The following is a 17,299-nucleotide window of genomic DNA, read 5'->3' on the forward strand; positions in this document are numbered from 1 at the left end:
GACACGCGTCCGTTCGCTCTCATGGACTATCTCGCCGCGCCACATCTCGCCTCGCCGGCCCTCATCCGACAAGTCCCTACACGCTGCCGGACACGCCTCATGTCCTACCTACACCTATTTGCGCGCAACGGCGAGCGGCACGGTCGGCCGGGAGAAGCCGAAGCCTCCTCGCGGCTCGGCCAGCTGGCGGAGTTCCTGCCGTCATGACGATGCGGCCGCGATGGCGAGCAGGCCGCCGACGCCCGGGCCCCGGCCGTGGTCCCGCGTACGACACTGGCCTCATGACTGTTCGAGTTGAGCGCCGCGACGCGGTGTGGACCGTCGTGCTGGACCGGCCGGAGACCCGCAACGCCGTGGACCGGCCGACGGCCGAGGCCCTCGCGGAGGCGTTCCGCGCCTTCGACGCCGACCCCGCCGCGGCCGTCGCCGTGCTCTGGGGCGCCGGGGGTACCTTCTGCTCGGGCGCCGACCTCAAGGCGGTTGCCGGCGGGCGGGGCAACCGCGTCGAGCCCGACGGCGACGGGCCGCTCGGGCCGACCCGGATGCGGCTGGGCAAGCCGGTGATCGCGGCCGTGTCCGGGCACGCCGTCGCCGGCGGCCTGGAGCTGGCGATCTGGTGCGACCTGCGGGTCGTGGAGGAGGACGCGGTCTTTGGCGTGTACTGCCGGCGCTGGGGCGTCCCGCTCGTCGACGGCGGCAGCGTGCGGCTGCCCCGGCTGATCGGCACCGGCCGGGCCCTCGACCTCATCCTGACCGGCCGGCCCGTCGACGCCGCCGAGGCGCACCGCATCGGCCTCGCCGACCGGGTCGTGCCCGCCGGCACCGCGCGCGCCGCGGCCGAGGAGCTCGCCGCGCAGCTGGCCGCCCTGCCCCAGGTCTGCCTGCGCAACGACCGCCTGTCGGTGTACGACTCCCTCGGTCGCGACATCGAGGACGGCCTGGCGGTCGAGTACCGCCACGGCGCGGACTCTCTGGCCCGCGGCGCGCGCGAGGGCGCGGCCCGGTTCGCGGCCGGCGAGGGGCGCCACGGCGCTGGATTAGGCTGATCGGCGTGGTGGACACGACTGACATCAAGGCGGCCGCGGCGCGCATCGGCGGCCACATCCGGCACACCCCGTCGTACGAGGTGCGCCCGGGCCTGTCGTTCAAGCTGGAACTGCTGCAGCACAGCGGGTCGTTCAAGGCGCGCGGCGCGTTCAACCGGATCCTCGCCGCGGCCGAGGCGGGCGCGCTGCCCGAGGCCGGGGTCGTGGTCGCGTCCGGTGGCAACGCCGGACTCGGCGTCGCCTACGCGGCCGCCCGGCTCGGGGTGCGGGCCGAGGTCTTCGTGCCGCTCACCGCGCCCGCGACGAAGGTGGCGAAGCTGCGCGGGTACGGGGCGGAGGTGCACCAGCACGGCCGGGAGTACGCCGAGGCGAACGCCGCGTCGGCGATCCGCGTCGCGGAGACCGGCGCGCTGCTCGTGCACGCCTACGACCAGCCCGAGATCGTCGCCGGGCAGGGCACCCTCGGGCTGGAGCTGCCGGCCGCCGACACGGTGCTCGTCGCGGTCGGCGGCGGCGGGCTCGTCGGTGGGATCGCGGCCGCGGCCGGCGACCGGGCGCGGATCGTGGCCGTCGAGCCGGCCGGCGCCCCGACCCTGCACGCCGCGCTCGCCGCCGGCCGGCCGGTGGACGTGCCCGTCGACAGCGTCGCCGCGGACTCTCTCGGCGCCCGGCGGATCGGCACGATCGCGTTCGATCTCGCCGTACGCCACCGGGTGGAAAGCCTGCTCGTGTCCGACGAGGCGATCGTCGAGGCCCGCCGCCGGCTGTGGCACGAGCACCGCCTGGCCGTGGAGCACGGCGCCGCGACGGCCTTCGCCGGGCTCGGCCTCGTCGAGGACCCCGGCACGGCCGTGGTCGTGCTGTGCGGGGCGAACACCGACCCCGCGACCCTGTAGCCGAGCCGGCCCTGCGCAATCTCACCTCGAAGCGGGGCGCCGCGCGGCGCCGCGTGGTAGACCTTTGGAGGGACTGCCTGTTGGAGGGCTGAACCGATGATCGTCAAGGCTGACGTGTGCATCGTGGGCGGCGGGCCGGCCGGGCTGGTCCTGGCGTTGCTGCTGGGCCGCCGGGGCGTGGACGCCGTGGTGCTGGAGAAGCACGAGACGTTTCTGCGCGACTTCCGCGGGGACACCGTGCATCCCTCGACGCTGCAGCTCATGGACGAGCTCGGCCTTGGCGAGGAGCTGGAGCGCCTGCCGCACCGGATCCTGCGCCAAATCCAGATCACGTACGACGGCGGGACGTTCCGGCCGGTCGACTTCGCGCGGCTGCGGGCGCCGCACCCGTACGTGATGATGCTGCCGCAGTCGGACTTCCTGGAGCTGCTGGCCGAGCACGGCAACTTCGCCCTCTATCGCGGCGCCGACGTCGTCGAGGTGCGCCGCCGGGACCGCCGGGTGGTCGGGGTGACTGCCCGGACCGCGCAGGGCCCGGTCACGGTGGACGCCCCGCTGACCGTCGCCTGTGACGGGAGACATTCGACGGTACGCCGGGAGCTCGGCCTCAAGTCGAAGGTCTTCGGCGCACCGATGGACGTGCTGTGGTTCCGGCTGCCCCGTGAGCCCGGCGACCCCGAGGGCCTGGCCGGCCGCGTCGACGAGGGCCGCCTGTTCATCGGCATCGACCGCGGCGACTACTGGCAGATGGGCTTCGTGGTGCCCAAGGGCGGCGACGAGCAGGTCCGCGCGGCCGGCCTGCCCGCGTTCCGGGCGGCGATCGCGGACAGCGTGCCCTATCTGGCCGGCCGCGTCGCCGACATCCAGGACTGGGACCAGGTGCGGACGCTGACCGTGCGAATGGACCGGCTCTTCCGCTGGCACGTCCCCGGCGCCCTGCTGATCGGCGACGCCGCGCACGCGATGTCCCCGGTCGGCGGCGTGGGCATCAACCTGGCGATCCAGGACGCTGTCGCCGCGGCCCGGGTCATCGGCGCGGCGTTCGAGCGGGGCCGCCCGCCGACGGAGCGGGAGCTGGCGACGGTACAGCGGCGCCGGTCGCTGCCGACCGCCGGCACCCAGCTGGTCCAGCGTGCCCTGCAGCGGGGCATGCTGTCCGACGCGCTGACCGGGCACCCGACGACCCCGCCGCTGCCGGTGCGCCTGCTGGACCGCTACCCGACGCTGGGCGCGATCCCGGCCCGGGTCATCGGGGTCGGTCTGCGCCCCGAGCACGTCTGAGCGGGTCACCGGGCGACGGGGTGGTGCGTTGCACCTGCGCCTGGATCTCGACGCGGGAGCGCCTGGCCGACGGCAGGTAGATCTCCTCGGCCACGTTCATCAGGCCGCCGCCGAGGCCACGCCGGCGGATGCGGCGGGCCAGCAGCACACAGGAGCCGAGGATGACCGCCAGCACGGCGCCGACGAACAGCATTGCCCGTAGACCGTCCACGGCGACCAGGCTACGGCAGGACGGGTGCCGGAGACGGCCGGCGACGACGTCCCGGGCCGTTGTCCAGAGCGACCGTGGACGGCGGGCGGTTCAGCGGCGGACGTAACGGCGCCGGCGCGCACCGAAGCGGCCGGCCGTCCAGGCGCCCGCGCCGGCCATGTGCAGGGCGATGCACAGGAAGCCGGCCAGGCTCAGCGTCCCGACGTCGAGAACCGGGCCGGTGCCGGCGCCGAGCAGGTCGATCAGCAGGGCGACCGCGAACAGGATCGCGGCGATCACAGCGAACATGTCAGCCTCCGGGGAGCGGCGATGCGTTGAGCGCTGTCTACCCAATGGCGGCGAAAGCTACTCGATGCCCAGCAGGTCGTGCAGGCCGGACCGGCCCGCCGGGGTGACCTTCACGGCCCGGCCGGTGCCGACGCGCACCACCCAGCCCTGCGCCATGAACCGCTCGCACAGCCGGGCGCCGGCCACGCCGGCGAGGTGGGGGCGGCGCTCGGTCCAGTCCAGGCAGCCGCGGGCGAGCGGGCGGCGCTGGCGCCGCAGCCCCGCCGGGTCGATGCCGGCCTCGGCGGTCAGCCAGGCCAGGCCCCGGTCGGTCAGCGCGAAGCCGGCGCGCTGGTCGAGCAGGCCGCGCGCGGTCATCGCGTCGGTCACCGCGACGCCGAGTTCGCCGGCGAGGTGGTCGTAGCAGGTCCGGGCGCGTCGCATGGCCGCGGCCGCGGTCGCCTGACGCAGCCCGCTCGCCGGCGTGCGGGCCGGCTCGAGGTGCGCGGAGAGGTCCTCGATGAGGTGCGCGACGGAGGCGTCGGCGAGCCGGACGTACCGGTGGCGGCCCTGACGCTCCTCGGCGAGCAGCCCGCCGCCGATCAGCCGGTGCAGGTGCTCGGTCGCGGTGGAGCGCGCGACGCCGGCGTGCGCGGCCAGCTCGCCCGCGGTCCAGGCGCGCCCGTCGAGCAGCGCCAGGCACATCGCGGCCCGCGTCTCGTCGGCGAGCAGGTTCGCCAGCGCGGCCAGGCCGGCGGCCTCCGTGGTCATGCCGCCATTCTTCCCCGCGGACGGTTCGGCCCCGCCCGAACGGAGATCAGCGGCTGACCGCCGGCTGGCTGCTGGCCCGGCGCACCAGGACGGCCGGGACCGGCTCGGTGCGCGAGGCCCCGCCGCCGTTGTCGAGGGCGAGGGACATCGCGCGGGCGCCCATCTCGGTCAGCGGCAGCCGCACGGTGCTCAGCGCCGGCGTGACGTCGCGGGCGATCGGCATGTCGTCGAACCCGATCAGCGAGATCCGCTCCGGTACGGCGATCCCGCGCTCGCGCAGCGTGCTCAGCGCGCCGACGGCCATCGAGTCGTTGAGCGCCACGATCGCGGTCAGGTCGGGGGAGGCGTCCAGCAGCGCGGCGGTGGCCTCGGCGCCGCCGTCGCGGTCGAACCCGGCGTACGCGATGCGCCGCGCCGGCACCGTCCGGCCGAACTCGCGGGCCGCTCGGCGCAGCCCGGCGAGGCGGTCCGTGGTCGTGGTCAGCACCCGGGGGCCGGCGATCACCCCGACCTTGCGGTGCCCGCCGCCGAACAGCTCGGCGCCGGCGAGGTACCCGCCCTCCTCGTTGGCCGGCATGACCGCGTCGCCGGGCAGCTCGTGCCGGCCGATGACGCTGACCCGGCCGCCGGTGCGCGTGTACGCGGCGAGCTTGCCCTTGAGCGCCTTGGTGAACGCCGCGTCGTGGTAGCCCGAGCCGGCCAGCACGATCGCGGCGACCTGCTGCGCGCGCAGCAGCTCCACGTACTCCAGCTCGCGCGCCGGGTCTCGGTAGCTGTTGCAGATGATCACGAGCCGTCCGTGCGCGGTCGCCACCTGCTGCAGCCCGCGGGTGATCTCGGCGAAGTAGGGGTCGGAGACGTCGTGCACGATCACGCCCACGGCGGTGCGCTGCGCCCGCGCCAGCAGCTGGGCGTGCGCGTTCGGCACGTACTGCAGCTCGTCGACGGCCCGCAGCACCCGCGCGCGGAGCTCGTCGGTGACCAGCTTCGTGCTGCCGCTGATGATCCGGGATGCGGTGGCCGGCGACACGCCCGCGCGGCGGGCGACATCGGCGAGCGTCGCCATCGTGTGCTCCTCTCCATTGACCCGCGCTCAGCGTACCGGTTAGCCTCAGGAAAGCGTTTTCCTGAACCCGGGGGTTGCCATGAGGTCCCATCTGCCCGGCGCTGTCGGCGTGTCGCGCCTGTCGGTGTACGACACCACCGCACCCGACGGGCTGCACGGGGGCACGCCGCACATGCACCTGACATGCTCGGAGGGGTACGTCGTGCTGGCCGGCTCGGGGCACGTCCAGACCCTGTCCGGGGAGGGATACCGCGAGACCTCGCTGACGCCGGGAACGGTCGCCTGGTTCCGGCCGGGCACCGTCCACCGGCTCGTCAACGACGGCGGCCTGCAGCTGGTGGTGCTGATGCAGAACAGCGGGCTGCCCGAGGCCGGCGACGCGGTGCTGACGTTCCCGGCCGGCATGCTCGGCGACCCGGAGGTGTACCGGGCGGCGGCCACGCTGCCCGGCGGGCCGGACCTGGCGCCCGCCTACCGCCGCCGCGACCTGGCCGTCGCCGGGTTCCTGGCGATGCGCGCGGCCGGACCGGGGGCGTTCGAGGACTTCTGCCGCGCCGCGGCCGCGCTCGTCGCACCCCGGCTGGCGGACTGGCGGCGGCGCTGGGAGGCCGGCGCGCTCGAGGCCGCCCTGGAGACCGGACGTCAGCTGGACGCCCTGGAGAAAGCAGAGATCTCGTACCTGGCGCACGGCGGCGTGTCCGTGCTGTCCGAGCCCACCGAGCGGGGCAAGCACGGCATGTGCGGCCTGCTCGAGACCTACATCCCGGCTTCCGTGTGAGGAGACCTGTGAACCGCGTTCCGATCGGCATCGCGCTCAACGGCGTGACCGGCCGCATGGGGTACCGTCAGCATCTCGTCCGCTCGCTGCTGGCCATCCGCGACGAGGGCGGGCTGCCCACCGCCGACGGCCGGCGCATCTGGCCGGAGCCGATCCTGGTCGGCCGCAACCCGGCCAAGCTGCGGGAGATCGCCGAGCGGCACGGCCTCACCGACTGGACGACCGACCTCGACGCCGTGCTCGCCCGCGACGACGTGCTTATCTACTTCGACGCGCAGGTGACCCAGCAGCGCGAGAAGGCGATCCGCGCCGCGATCGAGGCTGGCAAGCACGTGTACACCGAGAAGCCCCTCGCCGACGACACCGCCGCGGCCGTCGAGCTGTACCGGGCCGCGCGCGCCGCCGGCGTCAAGCACGGGGTGGTACAGGACAAGCTCTTCCTGCCCGGCCTGCGCAAGCTGCGGCGCCTCGTCGAGGGCGGCTTCTTCGGCCGCATCCTGTCGGTGCGCGGCGAGTTCGGCTACTGGGTCTTCGAGGGCGACTGGCAGGCCGCGCAGCGCCCGTCGTGGAACTACCGGGCCGCCGACGGCGGCGGGATCGTGGTCGACATGTTCCCGCACTGGCAATATGTGCTGGAGCGCCTCTTCGGCCCGATCCGCTCGGTGCAGGCGACGGTGGCCACGCACATCCCGTCGCGCGTGGACGAGTCCGGCACCACCTACGAGGCGACCGCCGACGACGCCGCGTACGGCACGTTCGAGCTCGAGGGCGGCATCGTGGCGCAGATCAACTCGAGCTGGGCCGTCCGCGTGCACCGCGACGAGCTCGTGGAGTTCCAGGTCGACGGCACGCACGGCAGCGCGGTGGCGGGCCTGCGCGAGTGCCGCATCCAGCACCGCGGCGCCACCCCGAAGCCGGTGTGGAACCCGGACCTGCCGGCGACCGAGCGCTTCCGCGAGCAGTGGCAACTCGTGCCCGACAACGAGACGTTCGACAACGGCTTCAAGGTCCAGTGGGAGCGGTACCTCCACCACGTCGTCGACGGCGCCGCCTTCCCGTGGGACTTCGCGGCCGGCGCGCGGGGCGTGCAGCTGGCCGAGCTCGGCCTGGAGTCGGCCCGCACCGGCCGCCGCATCGCGATTCCGGCCCTCGATCTGTGAGTGGTGCGCACCCGGCATTTCGGCGATTTGGCCAGGAGGCTACGTGAGTGACCTTTCGCGGTTCTCGCTGAACCAGGCGACCACCAAGCGATGGCCGATGGAGGACACGGTCAAGGGCTGCGTCGCGGCCGGCGTGCCCGGCATCGGGCTGTGGCGCGACCAGGTCGCCGCGTACGGCGTCGAGCGCACCGCCGCCCTCGTGCGGGCCGCCGGGCTCGACGTCACCACGCTGTGCCGGGGCGGCTTCTTCACCGCCGGCGACTGGCGCGACGACAACCTGTGCGCCATCGACGAGGCCGTCGTGCTCGGCGCGCCGGTGCTCGTGCTCGTCAGCGGCGGCCTGCCGGAGGGCAGCCGGGACGTCGACGGGGCGCGACGACGCATCGCCGACGCGATCGGTGAGCTCGTGCCACACGCCCGAGCGGCCGGGGTACGACTGGCGATCGAACCTCTGCATCCGATGTTCGCGTCGGACCGTTGCGTGATCGCCACGCTCGGCAACGCCCTCGACATCGCCGAGCCGTACCCAGCGCAGACGGTCGGCGTGGCCGTCGACACGTACCACCTGTGGTGGGACGACCAGGTCTGGGCGCAGCTGGCCCGGGCCGGCGCGGCCGGGAGGATCGCGTGCTTCCAGGTCGCCGACTGGATCACGCCGCTGCCGGCGGGGGTCCTGCTCGGCCGCGGGCTGCCGGGCACCGGCTGTGTGCAACTGCGCCGGTTTCGCGAGGCCGTCGACGCGGCCGGCTACGCCGGGCCGATCGAGGTCGAGGTGTTTCACGAGGACGTCTGGTCACGTCCCGGTGAGGAAGTGCTCCAGGAGACCATTCGCCGATACCTGGAGCACGTCGTCTGACCCGCTGCTAACCACCGAACGGCAGGTTCACGACCGGCGGGGCGGAGCTCTCCGCCGGCGGGGTCGTCGGCGGGGTGCTGCTCGGCGACGTCACCGGGTCCGTCGTCGTGGTGGTGGGGGACGGGCTCGTCACCGGCGGTGTCGTCGTCACCCCGGTGTGGGTCGTCTGAGCCGGGGTCGGCGTCTCCACCGCGGTGGTCGGGTTGCCGATCAGCGTCTGGGTCGCGCCCCCGCCCAGCCGGCCGCCGCCGCCCACGGACGCGTGCGGGCCGGGCGGCGGGGATAGGTTGGTGGTGACCTTGTCGCCGCCCGTGGTGCCGTGGTGGGAGTCGGTGCCCGGGTTGCCGCCCATCAGGTCCGAGGTGGTCTCGGCGGCCGCGAAGACGAGGGCCAGCGCCATCGGTACCGCGATCGCCATCGACGTCACGCGCCGGCGCGACATCTGCGACGGGCCGCGCAGCCAGCGGCGCTGCACCGGGACCGTGACGGACTCGAGGTCGTCGATCGCGAGGCCGAGCAGCAGCTGGCGGGCGTCGGGGCGGTCGGCCGGGTCGCGGCTCAGGGCGGCGGCGACGAGGTCGTGCACCGGGTCGGGCACTCCGCTCAGGTCGGGGTCGCCCTCGAGGATCTTCCAGGCGCGGGCGGCCGCCTCCTCCCCGCCGTAGGGGTGGCGGCCGGTGGCGGCGAAGGCGACCAGGCAGCCCCAGCCGAAGATGTCCATCGCCGCCGTGGGCTCCTCGGCGCGCAGCTGCTCGGGGGAGGCCCAGCCGAGGCTGCCGACGATGTTGCCGGTGCCGGTGATGTCGCTGGCGGCGTCGAGCGCCCGGGCGATGCCGAAGTCGATGATCCGGACGCCGCCGAGCGTGACCATGAGGTTGCTGGGCTTCAGATCCCGGTGCACCAGACCGACGTTGTGAATCGCGGCGAGCGAGGCCGCAACGCCGAGCGCCACGCTGTGCAGCATCGCCGGGTCGAGCGGGCCGTCGTCGGCGACGAGCCGGGACAGCGGGATGCCCTCCAGGTATTCGGTGACGAGGAAGGGGCGCTCCTCGTGCACGCCGGAGTCGAGCACCCGGGCCGTGCAGAACCCCGGCACCCGCTGCGCGGCGCGCACCTCGCCGGCGAAGCGCACCCGGAAGCGGGGGTCGCGGGCCAGGTGGGCGTGGACCAGCTTGACCGCCACCCGGGTGCCCTCCGGGGACTGCGCCAGGTAGACCGTGCCCATGCCGCCGACGCCCAGCTGGCCGAGCAGCCGATATTCGCCGATGCGGACCGGGTCGTTGTGGGTGAGGTCGCCCACGGTGGCGCGCCTGGCGGGCGCGGCCGAGCGCAGCGGCGGCAGGTCCGGCGTGCCGGGCTTGCCGGCGTCGTCGTTCTTGCCTGCCTCGGTCATCGGGGGTCCTTCCACGGTCTTTCGTCGCTTTCCGGGGGTGTGCGGTGGGTCTCGGGCGGCCCCCGGATCGCTGTTCACGTGCAGTTTGGCCCCTTCACCCCGAGATGAAAAGACCGCGCTGGATGCGACCGTGGTGCCCGCCGGGACACCATTGTGCGTTGTGGCACGCCTTGCCGCTGCCCCGACAGTAGTCCAGGAAACGCCGTTCGTCCGCGCCGGAGGTCACACCTGTTATGGCACTGTTTCGCTCTTCTACCAACGAGCGCGGCGGCCAGAAATGACGCTTCTCCCCTTAACGGGGCCATTTGGACAACGCCTGCTCAGCGTGATCGCTCAAGGTGATCGACCAGTCCACGCAACGCAGCCGTGACCAGGGTGAGCTGAGCCGGCTCCAGGTAGGACAGCGCGAACGCCTCGGCGGTCTGCGACTCGGGCAGCAGCTCGCGGATCAGCCGGTGCCCCTTCCGAGTGAGCTGCAGCAACACCAGGCGCCCGTCGTCGGGGTGGCCGGCACGCCGCATCAGGCCACGCCCGGACAGCGTGTCGACCACGCCCGTGAGCGTCGCCTTCGAGATGCCGGCCTGCTCGGCGACGTGCCGGGTCTCGATCCGCCGCGCCGCCCAGACCGTGCGGAGCACCACGAAGCCGGTCCAGGTGAGCTGCCGCGGTCGGAGCACCTCCTGCTCGACGTGCTGCCGCACAGCGTTGGCGGCGCGATGCAGGTGCAGCACGGCCTCGGTCGCCCCGGTGAACGCGCCGCCGTCCCGGCCCACCGTTGCGGTCATCGTGTCGTGCGCCGTAGCGCTCGACCCGACACAACCCCGTGCTTGCCCATATGGGCGGCCCCCCTCCGGTCCCACATCGAGCACACAGAATATCGGGAACGTGCCGGTTTCGTTGTCCCGTGATCACGCTGAGCGATCTTCCGGCGACCCTCCGGGTATGCTTTCGCGGCATTTACCGCCTTTGTCCGGTGATTCTGCCGGATATACGATGAATTGAAACTTTTTATGTCCTTGAGGGACTGGTCGGCATGCGTCCGAGGTTGTGGACGGCCACAGGGCTTCTCCGTCTTCACTGGAGGAGAGCCGGGGTCGGTCCCGCCTGATACATCGGTCCCACTCGGCACGGTGCGGGCCGCGGTCCTCACCCTCTACCGGTGCCGGGCTTCCCGGACGGCATCAACGGGTCCGAGCCCGGTTCCGGCGGCACCTCGTCCGCCCGCGCGCAGCCCATCCGGCGGGGTGCCCCGCCAGTTCTGTCTGTGCTTTCGCCGCTTCTGCCCGTGCTTTCGCCGCCGGTTCGCCGGTTCACGGTGGCGCTCCGTAGCGGCATGCCCCGGCGCGCGGCCAGGGCGACCGCGGCGATCGGCGGGGCGTCTTGGCGGCGGTCAGCGGCGCCGGTCCTCGGGGCCGCGGCCGAGCAGCCGGCGGCGTTGCCACACCAGGAGCGCGAGGGACGCGGCGATCAGGAAGATCACGCAGCAGAACTTGGCCACGGTCGAAGACTACGACCAGTGGGGCACGCGGGCCGGGGCGCGGCCGACCGTGAGCCCTCGCCGCTCGGCCAGGTGCGCGAAGGCCACGGCGTCGGCGACGGCCGCGCAGCCTTGGTCGTTGTTGAAGTACACGTAGGTGGAATGCTCCTGGAAAGCCTCGGCGAGGCGGGCGGTCCAGGTGTCCAGCGCCGCGCGGCCGTATCGGGGCCAAGGGGTACCGCGGCCCTCGTGCAGGCGCAGGTAGCCCCAGCCGGCGGTGCGCCACAGCGGGGACTGCGGGCGGGCCTTGCGATCCGACCAGCACAGTGTGGCGTCGTGTGACCGCAGAACGTCACGGACCTCGCCGTTCCACCAGGATTCGTGGCGCGGTTCGACGGCCACGCGGACGTCGCGCGGGAAGGCCTCCAGGGTGGCGTCGAGCGCCGCCGGGTCGGCCGGCAGCGTCGGCGGCAGCTGCAGCAGGATCGGCCCGAGCTTGCGGCCCAGGCCGGCGGCCCGATCGAGCAGGCGGGCGACCGGCTCTCGTGGCTCATGCAGGCGCTTGATGTGGGTGAGGTACCGGCTCCCCTTGACCGTGACCACGAAGTCCGCGGGCGTACGCGTGCGCCAGTCCTCGAACGTGGAGCGCTCGGGCAGCCGGTAGAACGCGTTGTTCACCTCGACGGTGTCGAACGCCGCCGCGTAGTGCTCCAGCCACAGACGGTGCGGCACGTCGTGCGGGTAGAAGCGGCCACGCCAGTCCTTGTACTGCCAGCCGGAGGTGCCGATACGCATCATGTATCGACCCGTTCCCCGGTGAGGACGGCCGTAACCTGCGGCGATGTGGGATGACTAGACGGGTCTGGGGATACGTAGACGCGTCGAGTGGCCGACTACGTATGCCGGCCCGGCTGGATTACATAGGCGCTACCGATGGAACGCGGGCCCTTCTTCGACAGGATTGCCGCACATGCTCGGACGCCGAGCGCGACGTGATGTGATGTGACGTGACGTGACGGCGTAGCCGTCTGGCCGGCAGCCCGCGACCCACGCGACCCGAACCGCGGGGAGCGCAGCCCCGATGTGCGTGCGGACCACCCCCCTCCTGGTGGTCCGCTCGGCACGTCGGGGCTGCGCCGGTTTCGGCATTTCCGCAGCCGTCCCTGACATGCCCGGCCGACGGCATGACTAGGCCGGGTCGGCGCCCAAGATACGTAACAGGTGCGGATGGCATCGGCTCCTTACGCCGACAGGATTGGGTCACAACCCCGAACCATCCGGTCAAGGAGTCGAGATGATGCACACCGTTTTCCTGTACAACCAGCTCCAGCACCGTCAGCAGGGCCTGCTCGGCCTCGAACAGCGGGAGCGCCCGGCCGTTCGCGACGAGCGTCGTCCATGGTGGCGCAGGTCGCGTCCGTCATAGCCGGGGCATCGGCCTCCCGCCGGTAGGCTGGTCGCGTGCGGGCCAGCCGTAGCGGAATGAGCCAGGTGATGGTCGGCCGCGACGAAGAGCTGCGCCGGTTACGCCGCCTCGTCGACGGGTCCGAGCCTTCCATCGCCATGCTCGGCGGGGAGCCGGGCATCGGCAAGAGCCGGCTGGTCCAGGAACTGATCGCGGGGCTGCCCGAGACGGTTCCGGTGCTCGACGGGCAGGCCGATCCCGGCACCCTCAGCCGCCCCTTCGAGGTCCTGCTCGACGCGATCGACAGCTGCCACCGCTGCGAGGGCCTCGACCCGGAGGTGCTGCGGATCGTCACCGACGCGTCCCGCTCGATGATCGACCGGATTCAGGCCGGCCTGGAGATCGTGCGGCAGCTGACCACGCCCGGCTCGTCGATCGTGGTGTTCGAGGATCTGCACTGGGCCGACTCGGAGAGCGTCGCGCTGTTCGAGCGGATCGCCGACCTTCCTGGCAGCCGGCTGCTCATCGGCACCTACCGGCCCGACGAGGTCACCCGGCGGCACCCGCTCGCCGACCTGCTGACCCGGCTCGAGCGGCGATACACGGTCACCAATGTGCGGCTCGATCGGCTCAGCCTCGCCGACACGTCGATGTTCCTCAAGTCAGCCACCGGCCGCCCACCCGCCTACCGCACCGCGCTGTCGCTGCACAACCGCACCGGTGGCAACCCGTTCTTCCTCGAAGAGCTGCTCAAGGCCAACGGCGACGGCGACCTCGACACCCTGTGCGACCGGCCGCTGCCGTGGAACGTGGCCGAGGCGCTGCGCCGCCAGCTCGACGACCTCGACAACGACGAGAAGCGCATCGTCGAGGCCGCCGCCGTCCTCGGTCGCAAAGTCCCGTTCGACCTGCTCGCCGCCGTCACCGGCTTCGCCGAGAACGAGCTCATCGACGGCCTGCGCGCCCTGGTGCGCCGCGGCCTGATGGTCGAGACTGGCGACGACGAGTTCAGCTTCCGGCACGCCCTGACCCGCGAGGCGCTCGTCGACGAGATGCTCGCCCGCCAGCGGCGCCGCCTGCACGAGCTCGCCCTGGAGACGCTGCTGTCCACCGGCAGCAAGGACTACGCGCTCGTCGCGCACCACGCCCGGGGCGCCGGGCGCTATCTCGACATGGTCGAGGCCGCCCGCCGGGGGTTGCACGTCTACATGGCGATGGGCTCGCCGTACCAGGCGCTGCAGCTGGCCGAGACGGGCCTCGACGAGCTGCCCGACGACGTCGAGCTGCTGTCCTGCGGCGCGCGGGCCGCGTGGCTCGCCGGGCTGCTCGACGACGCGCAGGAGCTCGGCCGCCGGTGGCTCGACGCCGCCGCCACCCGCGAGGAGCGCGCCGACGCCCTGCGCCTGCTGGTGCGGCTCGGCTGGGAGGTCGGCAGCAGCGCGAGCATGCAGGAGCGCGCCGCGCAGTTGCGGGCCGAGATCGCGCACCTCGACGACGGGCCGGCGAAGGCGCACGCGTTCGCGGCGATCGCCCAGGCCTACATGCTGCACGACGACAGCGAGCGGGCCGTCGCCTGGGCCGACATGGCGATCTCCCTCGGCGAGGAGCTCGGCCTGCCCGCGGTCTGGCTCGCAGGCAAGGTCGAGAAGGGCTCCGCCCTGGTCAGCGTCGCGGCGGGCGTCGAGGAGGGCGTCAAGCTGCTCAACGAGGCCACGCGGGAGGCCGAGGAGGCCGGCGAGTGGCTGCTGGCCGCCCGGTCGCTCAACAATCTCTACAACCTGCTGCCCGGCGGGCCCGCCGACTGGGCCGCGGCGCTCGAGCGGATGCGCACGTTCGCGGAGCGGGCCGGGTTCGAGTCGCTGGCCGTCGCCGCGTACTTCCAGGGCCGCGCCCGGCTCGCCGTCCAGGAGGGCAACCTCGGCGCCGCCCTCGCCGAGCTGGAGGCCGCCCGGCGCCGCGACCGGGGCCTGCTGCGCACCCGCAACGGCAGCGACTACCACGGCGTGCTCGTCGCCGGCCTGCTGCTGGAGGCGGGCGAGCTCGACAAGGCCGACGTCGTCATCCGGGGCCTCGTCGAGCACTCCACCGACGTCTACCCGATGCTCACCCAGACCTCGGTCCCCGGCCTGCAGTTCCACCTCGCCTGCCGGCTCGGCCGCGCCGCGCAGGCCCGCGAGCTGCTGGGCACCATCCTCGACGCGGTCCGCGCCACCGGCGTCACCGGGCGCGACTTCGCCCACGACCTGATCTCCGCCGGCCTGTCCGCGGGCCTGTCCGCCGACGAGCTGCGCCCGATCGCGACCGCCATCGACCACCCGCTGTTCGACGACGCGTACCGCTGGCTCGCCGACGCCCAGATCGCCGAGGCCGCCGGCGACCCCACCGACGCGCTGCGCCTCTACCGCGCCGCGGTCGCCGAGCCCACCATGCTGCTGCCCGCCCAGCGCGGCACCGGCCATCTCGGCGCCGCCCGTTGCCTGCTCGCCCTGGGCGACCCGGAGGCGGCCCGCGACCAGGTCCGCGCCGCCGAACCCCACCTGGCCCGCTGGGCCGGCTGGCGCGTGGCGGAGCTGACCGGCCTGCGCGGCCGCCTGGGCCTGGCCGCCCCGGTCGCCACGGGCGCCGGCGACGAGGCCCTGACCCCGCGCGAGCGCGAGGTCGCCGCCCTGCTGGCCGAGGGCCTCACCAACGCCGAGCTCGCCCGCCGCCTGTACATCTCGCCCCGCACCGCCGCCGTCCACGTCTCGAACATCCTCAACAAGCTCGACCTGGAGTCCCGCACCCAGATCGCCGCCTGGGTGAAATCGCGCGCCACAGCTTCCTGATCCGCGCGCCGCGGTGGCCTCGGGCGGCCGGGCTCGCGGCCGGGCGAGGGCCGGCCGGGCCACGGCCGGGCGAGGGCCGGCCGGGCCACGACCGGGCGAGGGTTGCCCGGGCCGCGTAGCATTGCACGCATGTCGTGGTCATTGACCACCCTGTTCGCCGCGTGGGCCTCGGCCGTCACGCCGGCCGACGTCGTCGCTGTCGCGACGGCGGTGCTGGTCGCGCTCGCCGTCGTCCTCGCCGCGAGGCTTGTCGCCGGGGCGCCGGCTGCGGCCGCACAGCTGCGCGCCGTGCCAGCGCGCGCCCGTGCCGCCCGCGGCCACTCCATCCGCTCGGTCGACCCGGATGCGGCCGGTCGGCCGCGTCCCCGCGCACCGGGAATCTGACCCGCCGCGCTGGCCCGCGCCGCGCTGGCCCGCGCCGCGCACCTGTCTGGCCGCAGGGTGCCTTGCGGTAGCCGGTGTGCCCTGCGACGCGGCGATGCCACGAGCGGATTGCGCGCTGGGCGTGCACGTGCCGCGTTGCCGCATGCGGGTTTCGCGCCCTGACGTGCGGGTGCCGCGCCGCCGCGTGCGGTGTCGCGCTATCACGTCCGGGTTCCGCGTTGGGCGTGCGGTGTCGCGCCCTCATGTCCGGGTTGCGCTTTGACGTGCGGGTGCCGCGGCGCCACGTGCGGTGTCGCGCTGTCACGTGCGGGCTTTGCGCTGGGCGTGCGGTGTCGCGCCCTTATGTCCGGGTTGCGCGCCTTGACGTGCGGGTGTCGCGCTGTCACGTGCGGTGTCGCGCTGTCACGTGCGGGCTTTGCGCCGGGCGTGCGGTGTCGCGCTGTCACGTACGGGTTTCGCGCCGGCTGCGCGGGTGTCGTGGTGCCGCATGCGGTGTCGGGCACGACGTGACGTGCGGTGCACCGCATCGCCGCAGGACGCGAGAGACGCGTCCGCCTGAGACGAACTTCGTTGCCGGCTTGTCGACCGTGCGCTGATCCATTCGCGCGGGTCGCGGCCGGGGCTCATCAAACGCGCCATCGGGCGCGTCCGGTTTGCTTCGTTGACCGAGAAGGGTCACGTTCCGTGGTTGATCATGTTCTTGTCGTGCTGGCTGGGCTGCTCGGGTCCGTGCCGGCGGCCATCGTCGTCGCCACCCTGCTGCTGCGGGTGCTGTTGCTGCCGCTGAGCCTGCGGGCCTACCGGGCCGAGCGGGTTCGGGCCCGGCTCGCCCCGCGGATGGCCGAGCTGCGCGAGCGGCACTCGCACGAGCCCGTCGTCCTCGCCGAGAGGACCGCCGCGCTGATGCGGGGTGAAGGGTCCGGACCTTTTGCCGGTTTGCTGCCCTCGCTCGCCCAGGCGCCGTTCGTCTGGCTGCTGTACCGGGAGTTCACCGGGACCGCCATGCACGGGCACGCGCTGCTCGGCGCCGACCTCACCGCCCGGCTCGTCGCGTACCCCACGCTCCTGGCCGGGTGGCTCGTCGTCGCCGCGCTCGGCGTGATCGCGCTGTGGAACGTGCGGCAGCTGCCCGAGGGGTCGCCCAGGTTCGTTCGGGCGCTGTCGTTCGGAACCGTCCTCTTCGCGCCGTTCGCGCCGCTCGCCGCCGGGCTCTACCTCGTTACGACGGGTGTCTGGACGGCTGCGGAGCGGTGGGTGTTCCGCCGGCCGCTGCCGGGGGAGCCGGAGCCGCGAACCGGCGGAGCCGGGCGGAAAGCCGACGGGCCGGGGCCCGACGCCGGCGGTCCGGGGCGGAAGGGCGCCGGGAGCAGGGGGCGGAGGGCCGCGGAGCCGGGGCGCGAAAGCGGGGCGAAAAGACGGCGGGCTCGGCGGCCATGAGCAGGCTTTAGGGGTACGACGCCGAAGTTTTTTTGATCTCGGCAAA

The 17,299-nt window shown here is 73.6% G+C and carries 17 protein-coding genes; 10 read left to right on the plus strand and 7 right to left on the minus strand.

What is annotated here, in order from left to right; translation table 11 throughout:
- Positions 1 to 281: 281 nt before the first annotated feature.
- The 3 genes from ABT297_RS02260 to ABT297_RS02270 all read left to right on the plus strand — a co-directional run bounded on the left by ABT297_RS02260 (position 282) and on the right by ABT297_RS02270 (position 3,223).
- Complete coding sequence (locus tag ABT297_RS02260) at positions 282 to 1,046, plus strand: crotonase/enoyl-CoA hydratase family protein (protein WP_350543669.1); 765 nt, start codon at positions 282 to 284, stop codon at positions 1,044 to 1,046.
- A 5-nt stretch (positions 1,047 to 1,051) separates the two neighbouring features.
- Entirely contained in the window at positions 1,052 to 1,942 is an 891-nt protein-coding gene (locus ABT297_RS02265) for a threonine/serine dehydratase (protein WP_350543671.1), read from the plus strand.
- A gap of 96 nt (positions 1,943 to 2,038) precedes the next feature.
- A complete protein-coding gene (locus ABT297_RS02270; RefSeq protein ID WP_350543673.1) occupies positions 2,039 to 3,223 on the plus strand; it encodes an FAD-dependent oxidoreductase in 1,185 nt (394 codons plus the stop codon).
- Here the strand turns inward: ABT297_RS02270 and ABT297_RS02275 are convergent.
- The 4 genes from ABT297_RS02275 to ABT297_RS02290 form a co-directional block, all read right to left on the minus strand.
- Positions 3,189 to 3,434: a hypothetical protein gene (locus ABT297_RS02275; RefSeq protein WP_350543675.1), complete on the minus strand. Its 246-nt coding sequence runs from the start codon at positions 3,432 to 3,434 to the stop codon at positions 3,189 to 3,191. The genes ABT297_RS02270 and ABT297_RS02275 overlap by 35 nt on opposite strands.
- Positions 3,435 to 3,524: 90 nt before the next feature.
- Complete coding sequence (locus ABT297_RS02280; RefSeq protein WP_350543677.1) at positions 3,525 to 3,722, minus strand: hypothetical protein; 198 nt, start codon at positions 3,720 to 3,722, stop codon at positions 3,525 to 3,527.
- 57 nt (positions 3,723 to 3,779) lie between these two features.
- Positions 3,780 to 4,472, minus strand: coding sequence for an ArsR/SmtB family transcription factor (locus ABT297_RS02285; RefSeq protein ID WP_350543679.1), 693 nt, complete (start codon positions 4,470 to 4,472; stop codon positions 3,780 to 3,782).
- Positions 4,473 to 4,518: 46 nt separating this feature from the next.
- Entirely contained in the window at positions 4,519 to 5,538 is a 1,020-nt protein-coding gene (locus ABT297_RS02290; RefSeq protein ID WP_350543681.1) for a LacI family DNA-binding transcriptional regulator, read from the minus strand.
- Positions 5,539 to 5,617: 79 nt separating this feature from the next.
- Between ABT297_RS02290 and ABT297_RS02295 the strand changes: the two genes are divergently transcribed.
- The 3 genes from ABT297_RS02295 to ABT297_RS02305 all read left to right on the plus strand — a co-directional run bounded on the left by ABT297_RS02295 (position 5,618) and on the right by ABT297_RS02305 (position 8,332).
- Positions 5,618 to 6,316 carry a cupin domain-containing protein gene (locus ABT297_RS02295; RefSeq protein WP_350543683.1) on the plus strand — a complete coding sequence of 233 codons (699 nt, stop codon included), beginning with the start codon at positions 5,618 to 5,620 and terminating at the stop codon, positions 6,314 to 6,316.
- 8 nt (positions 6,317 to 6,324) lie between these two features.
- Positions 6,325 to 7,476: a Gfo/Idh/MocA family protein gene (locus tag ABT297_RS02300; protein WP_350543685.1), complete on the plus strand. Its 1,152-nt coding sequence runs from the start codon at positions 6,325 to 6,327 to the stop codon at positions 7,474 to 7,476.
- A gap of 97 nt (positions 7,477 to 7,573) precedes the next feature.
- Entirely contained in the window at positions 7,574 to 8,332 is a 759-nt protein-coding gene (locus ABT297_RS02305; RefSeq protein ID WP_350544098.1) for a sugar phosphate isomerase/epimerase family protein, read from the plus strand.
- 7 nt (positions 8,333 to 8,339) lie between these two features.
- Here the strand turns inward: ABT297_RS02305 and ABT297_RS02310 are convergent, their stop codons facing one another.
- The 3 genes from ABT297_RS02310 to ABT297_RS02320 form a co-directional block, all read right to left on the minus strand.
- Positions 8,340 to 9,725 carry a serine/threonine-protein kinase gene (locus tag ABT297_RS02310; protein WP_350543687.1) on the minus strand — a complete coding sequence of 462 codons (1,386 nt, stop codon included), beginning with the start codon at positions 9,723 to 9,725 and terminating at the stop codon, positions 8,340 to 8,342.
- Between the two features lie 320 nt (positions 9,726 to 10,045).
- Complete coding sequence (locus ABT297_RS02315) at positions 10,046 to 10,510, minus strand: MarR family winged helix-turn-helix transcriptional regulator (protein ID WP_350543689.1); 465 nt, start codon at positions 10,508 to 10,510, stop codon at positions 10,046 to 10,048.
- Between the two features lie 722 nt (positions 10,511 to 11,232).
- Positions 11,233 to 12,000: a DUF72 domain-containing protein gene (locus ABT297_RS02320; RefSeq protein WP_350543691.1), complete on the minus strand. Its 768-nt coding sequence runs from the start codon at positions 11,998 to 12,000 to the stop codon at positions 11,233 to 11,235.
- Between the two features lie 496 nt (positions 12,001 to 12,496).
- Between ABT297_RS02320 and ABT297_RS02325 the strand changes: the two genes are divergently transcribed.
- From ABT297_RS02325 to yidC, 4 genes are all read left to right on the plus strand, one after another.
- Positions 12,497 to 12,628: a hypothetical protein gene (locus ABT297_RS02325; RefSeq protein ID WP_350543693.1), complete on the plus strand. Its 132-nt coding sequence runs from the start codon at positions 12,497 to 12,499 to the stop codon at positions 12,626 to 12,628.
- Between the two features lie 35 nt (positions 12,629 to 12,663).
- The gene (locus ABT297_RS02330; RefSeq protein WP_350543695.1) at positions 12,664 to 15,432 is read left to right on the plus strand and encodes an ATP-binding protein; all 2,769 of its coding nucleotides are present in this window, start codon (positions 12,664 to 12,666) and stop codon (positions 15,430 to 15,432) included.
- 129 nt (positions 15,433 to 15,561) lie between these two features.
- Positions 15,562 to 15,816 (plus strand): DUF6412 domain-containing protein, encoded by a 255-nt coding sequence (locus ABT297_RS02335; protein WP_350543697.1) that lies wholly within the window; start codon positions 15,562 to 15,564, stop codon positions 15,814 to 15,816.
- Positions 15,817 to 16,500: 684 nt separating this feature from the next.
- A complete protein-coding gene (gene yidC / locus ABT297_RS02340) occupies positions 16,501 to 17,253 on the plus strand; it encodes a membrane protein insertase YidC (RefSeq protein ID WP_350543699.1) in 753 nt (250 codons plus the stop codon).
- Positions 17,254 to 17,299 lie beyond the last annotated feature (46 nt).

Origin of the sequence: Dactylosporangium sp. NPDC000555, from assembly GCF_040300025.1 — a bacterium.
Classification (GTDB): Bacteria; Actinomycetota; Actinomycetes; order Mycobacteriales; family Micromonosporaceae; genus Dactylosporangium.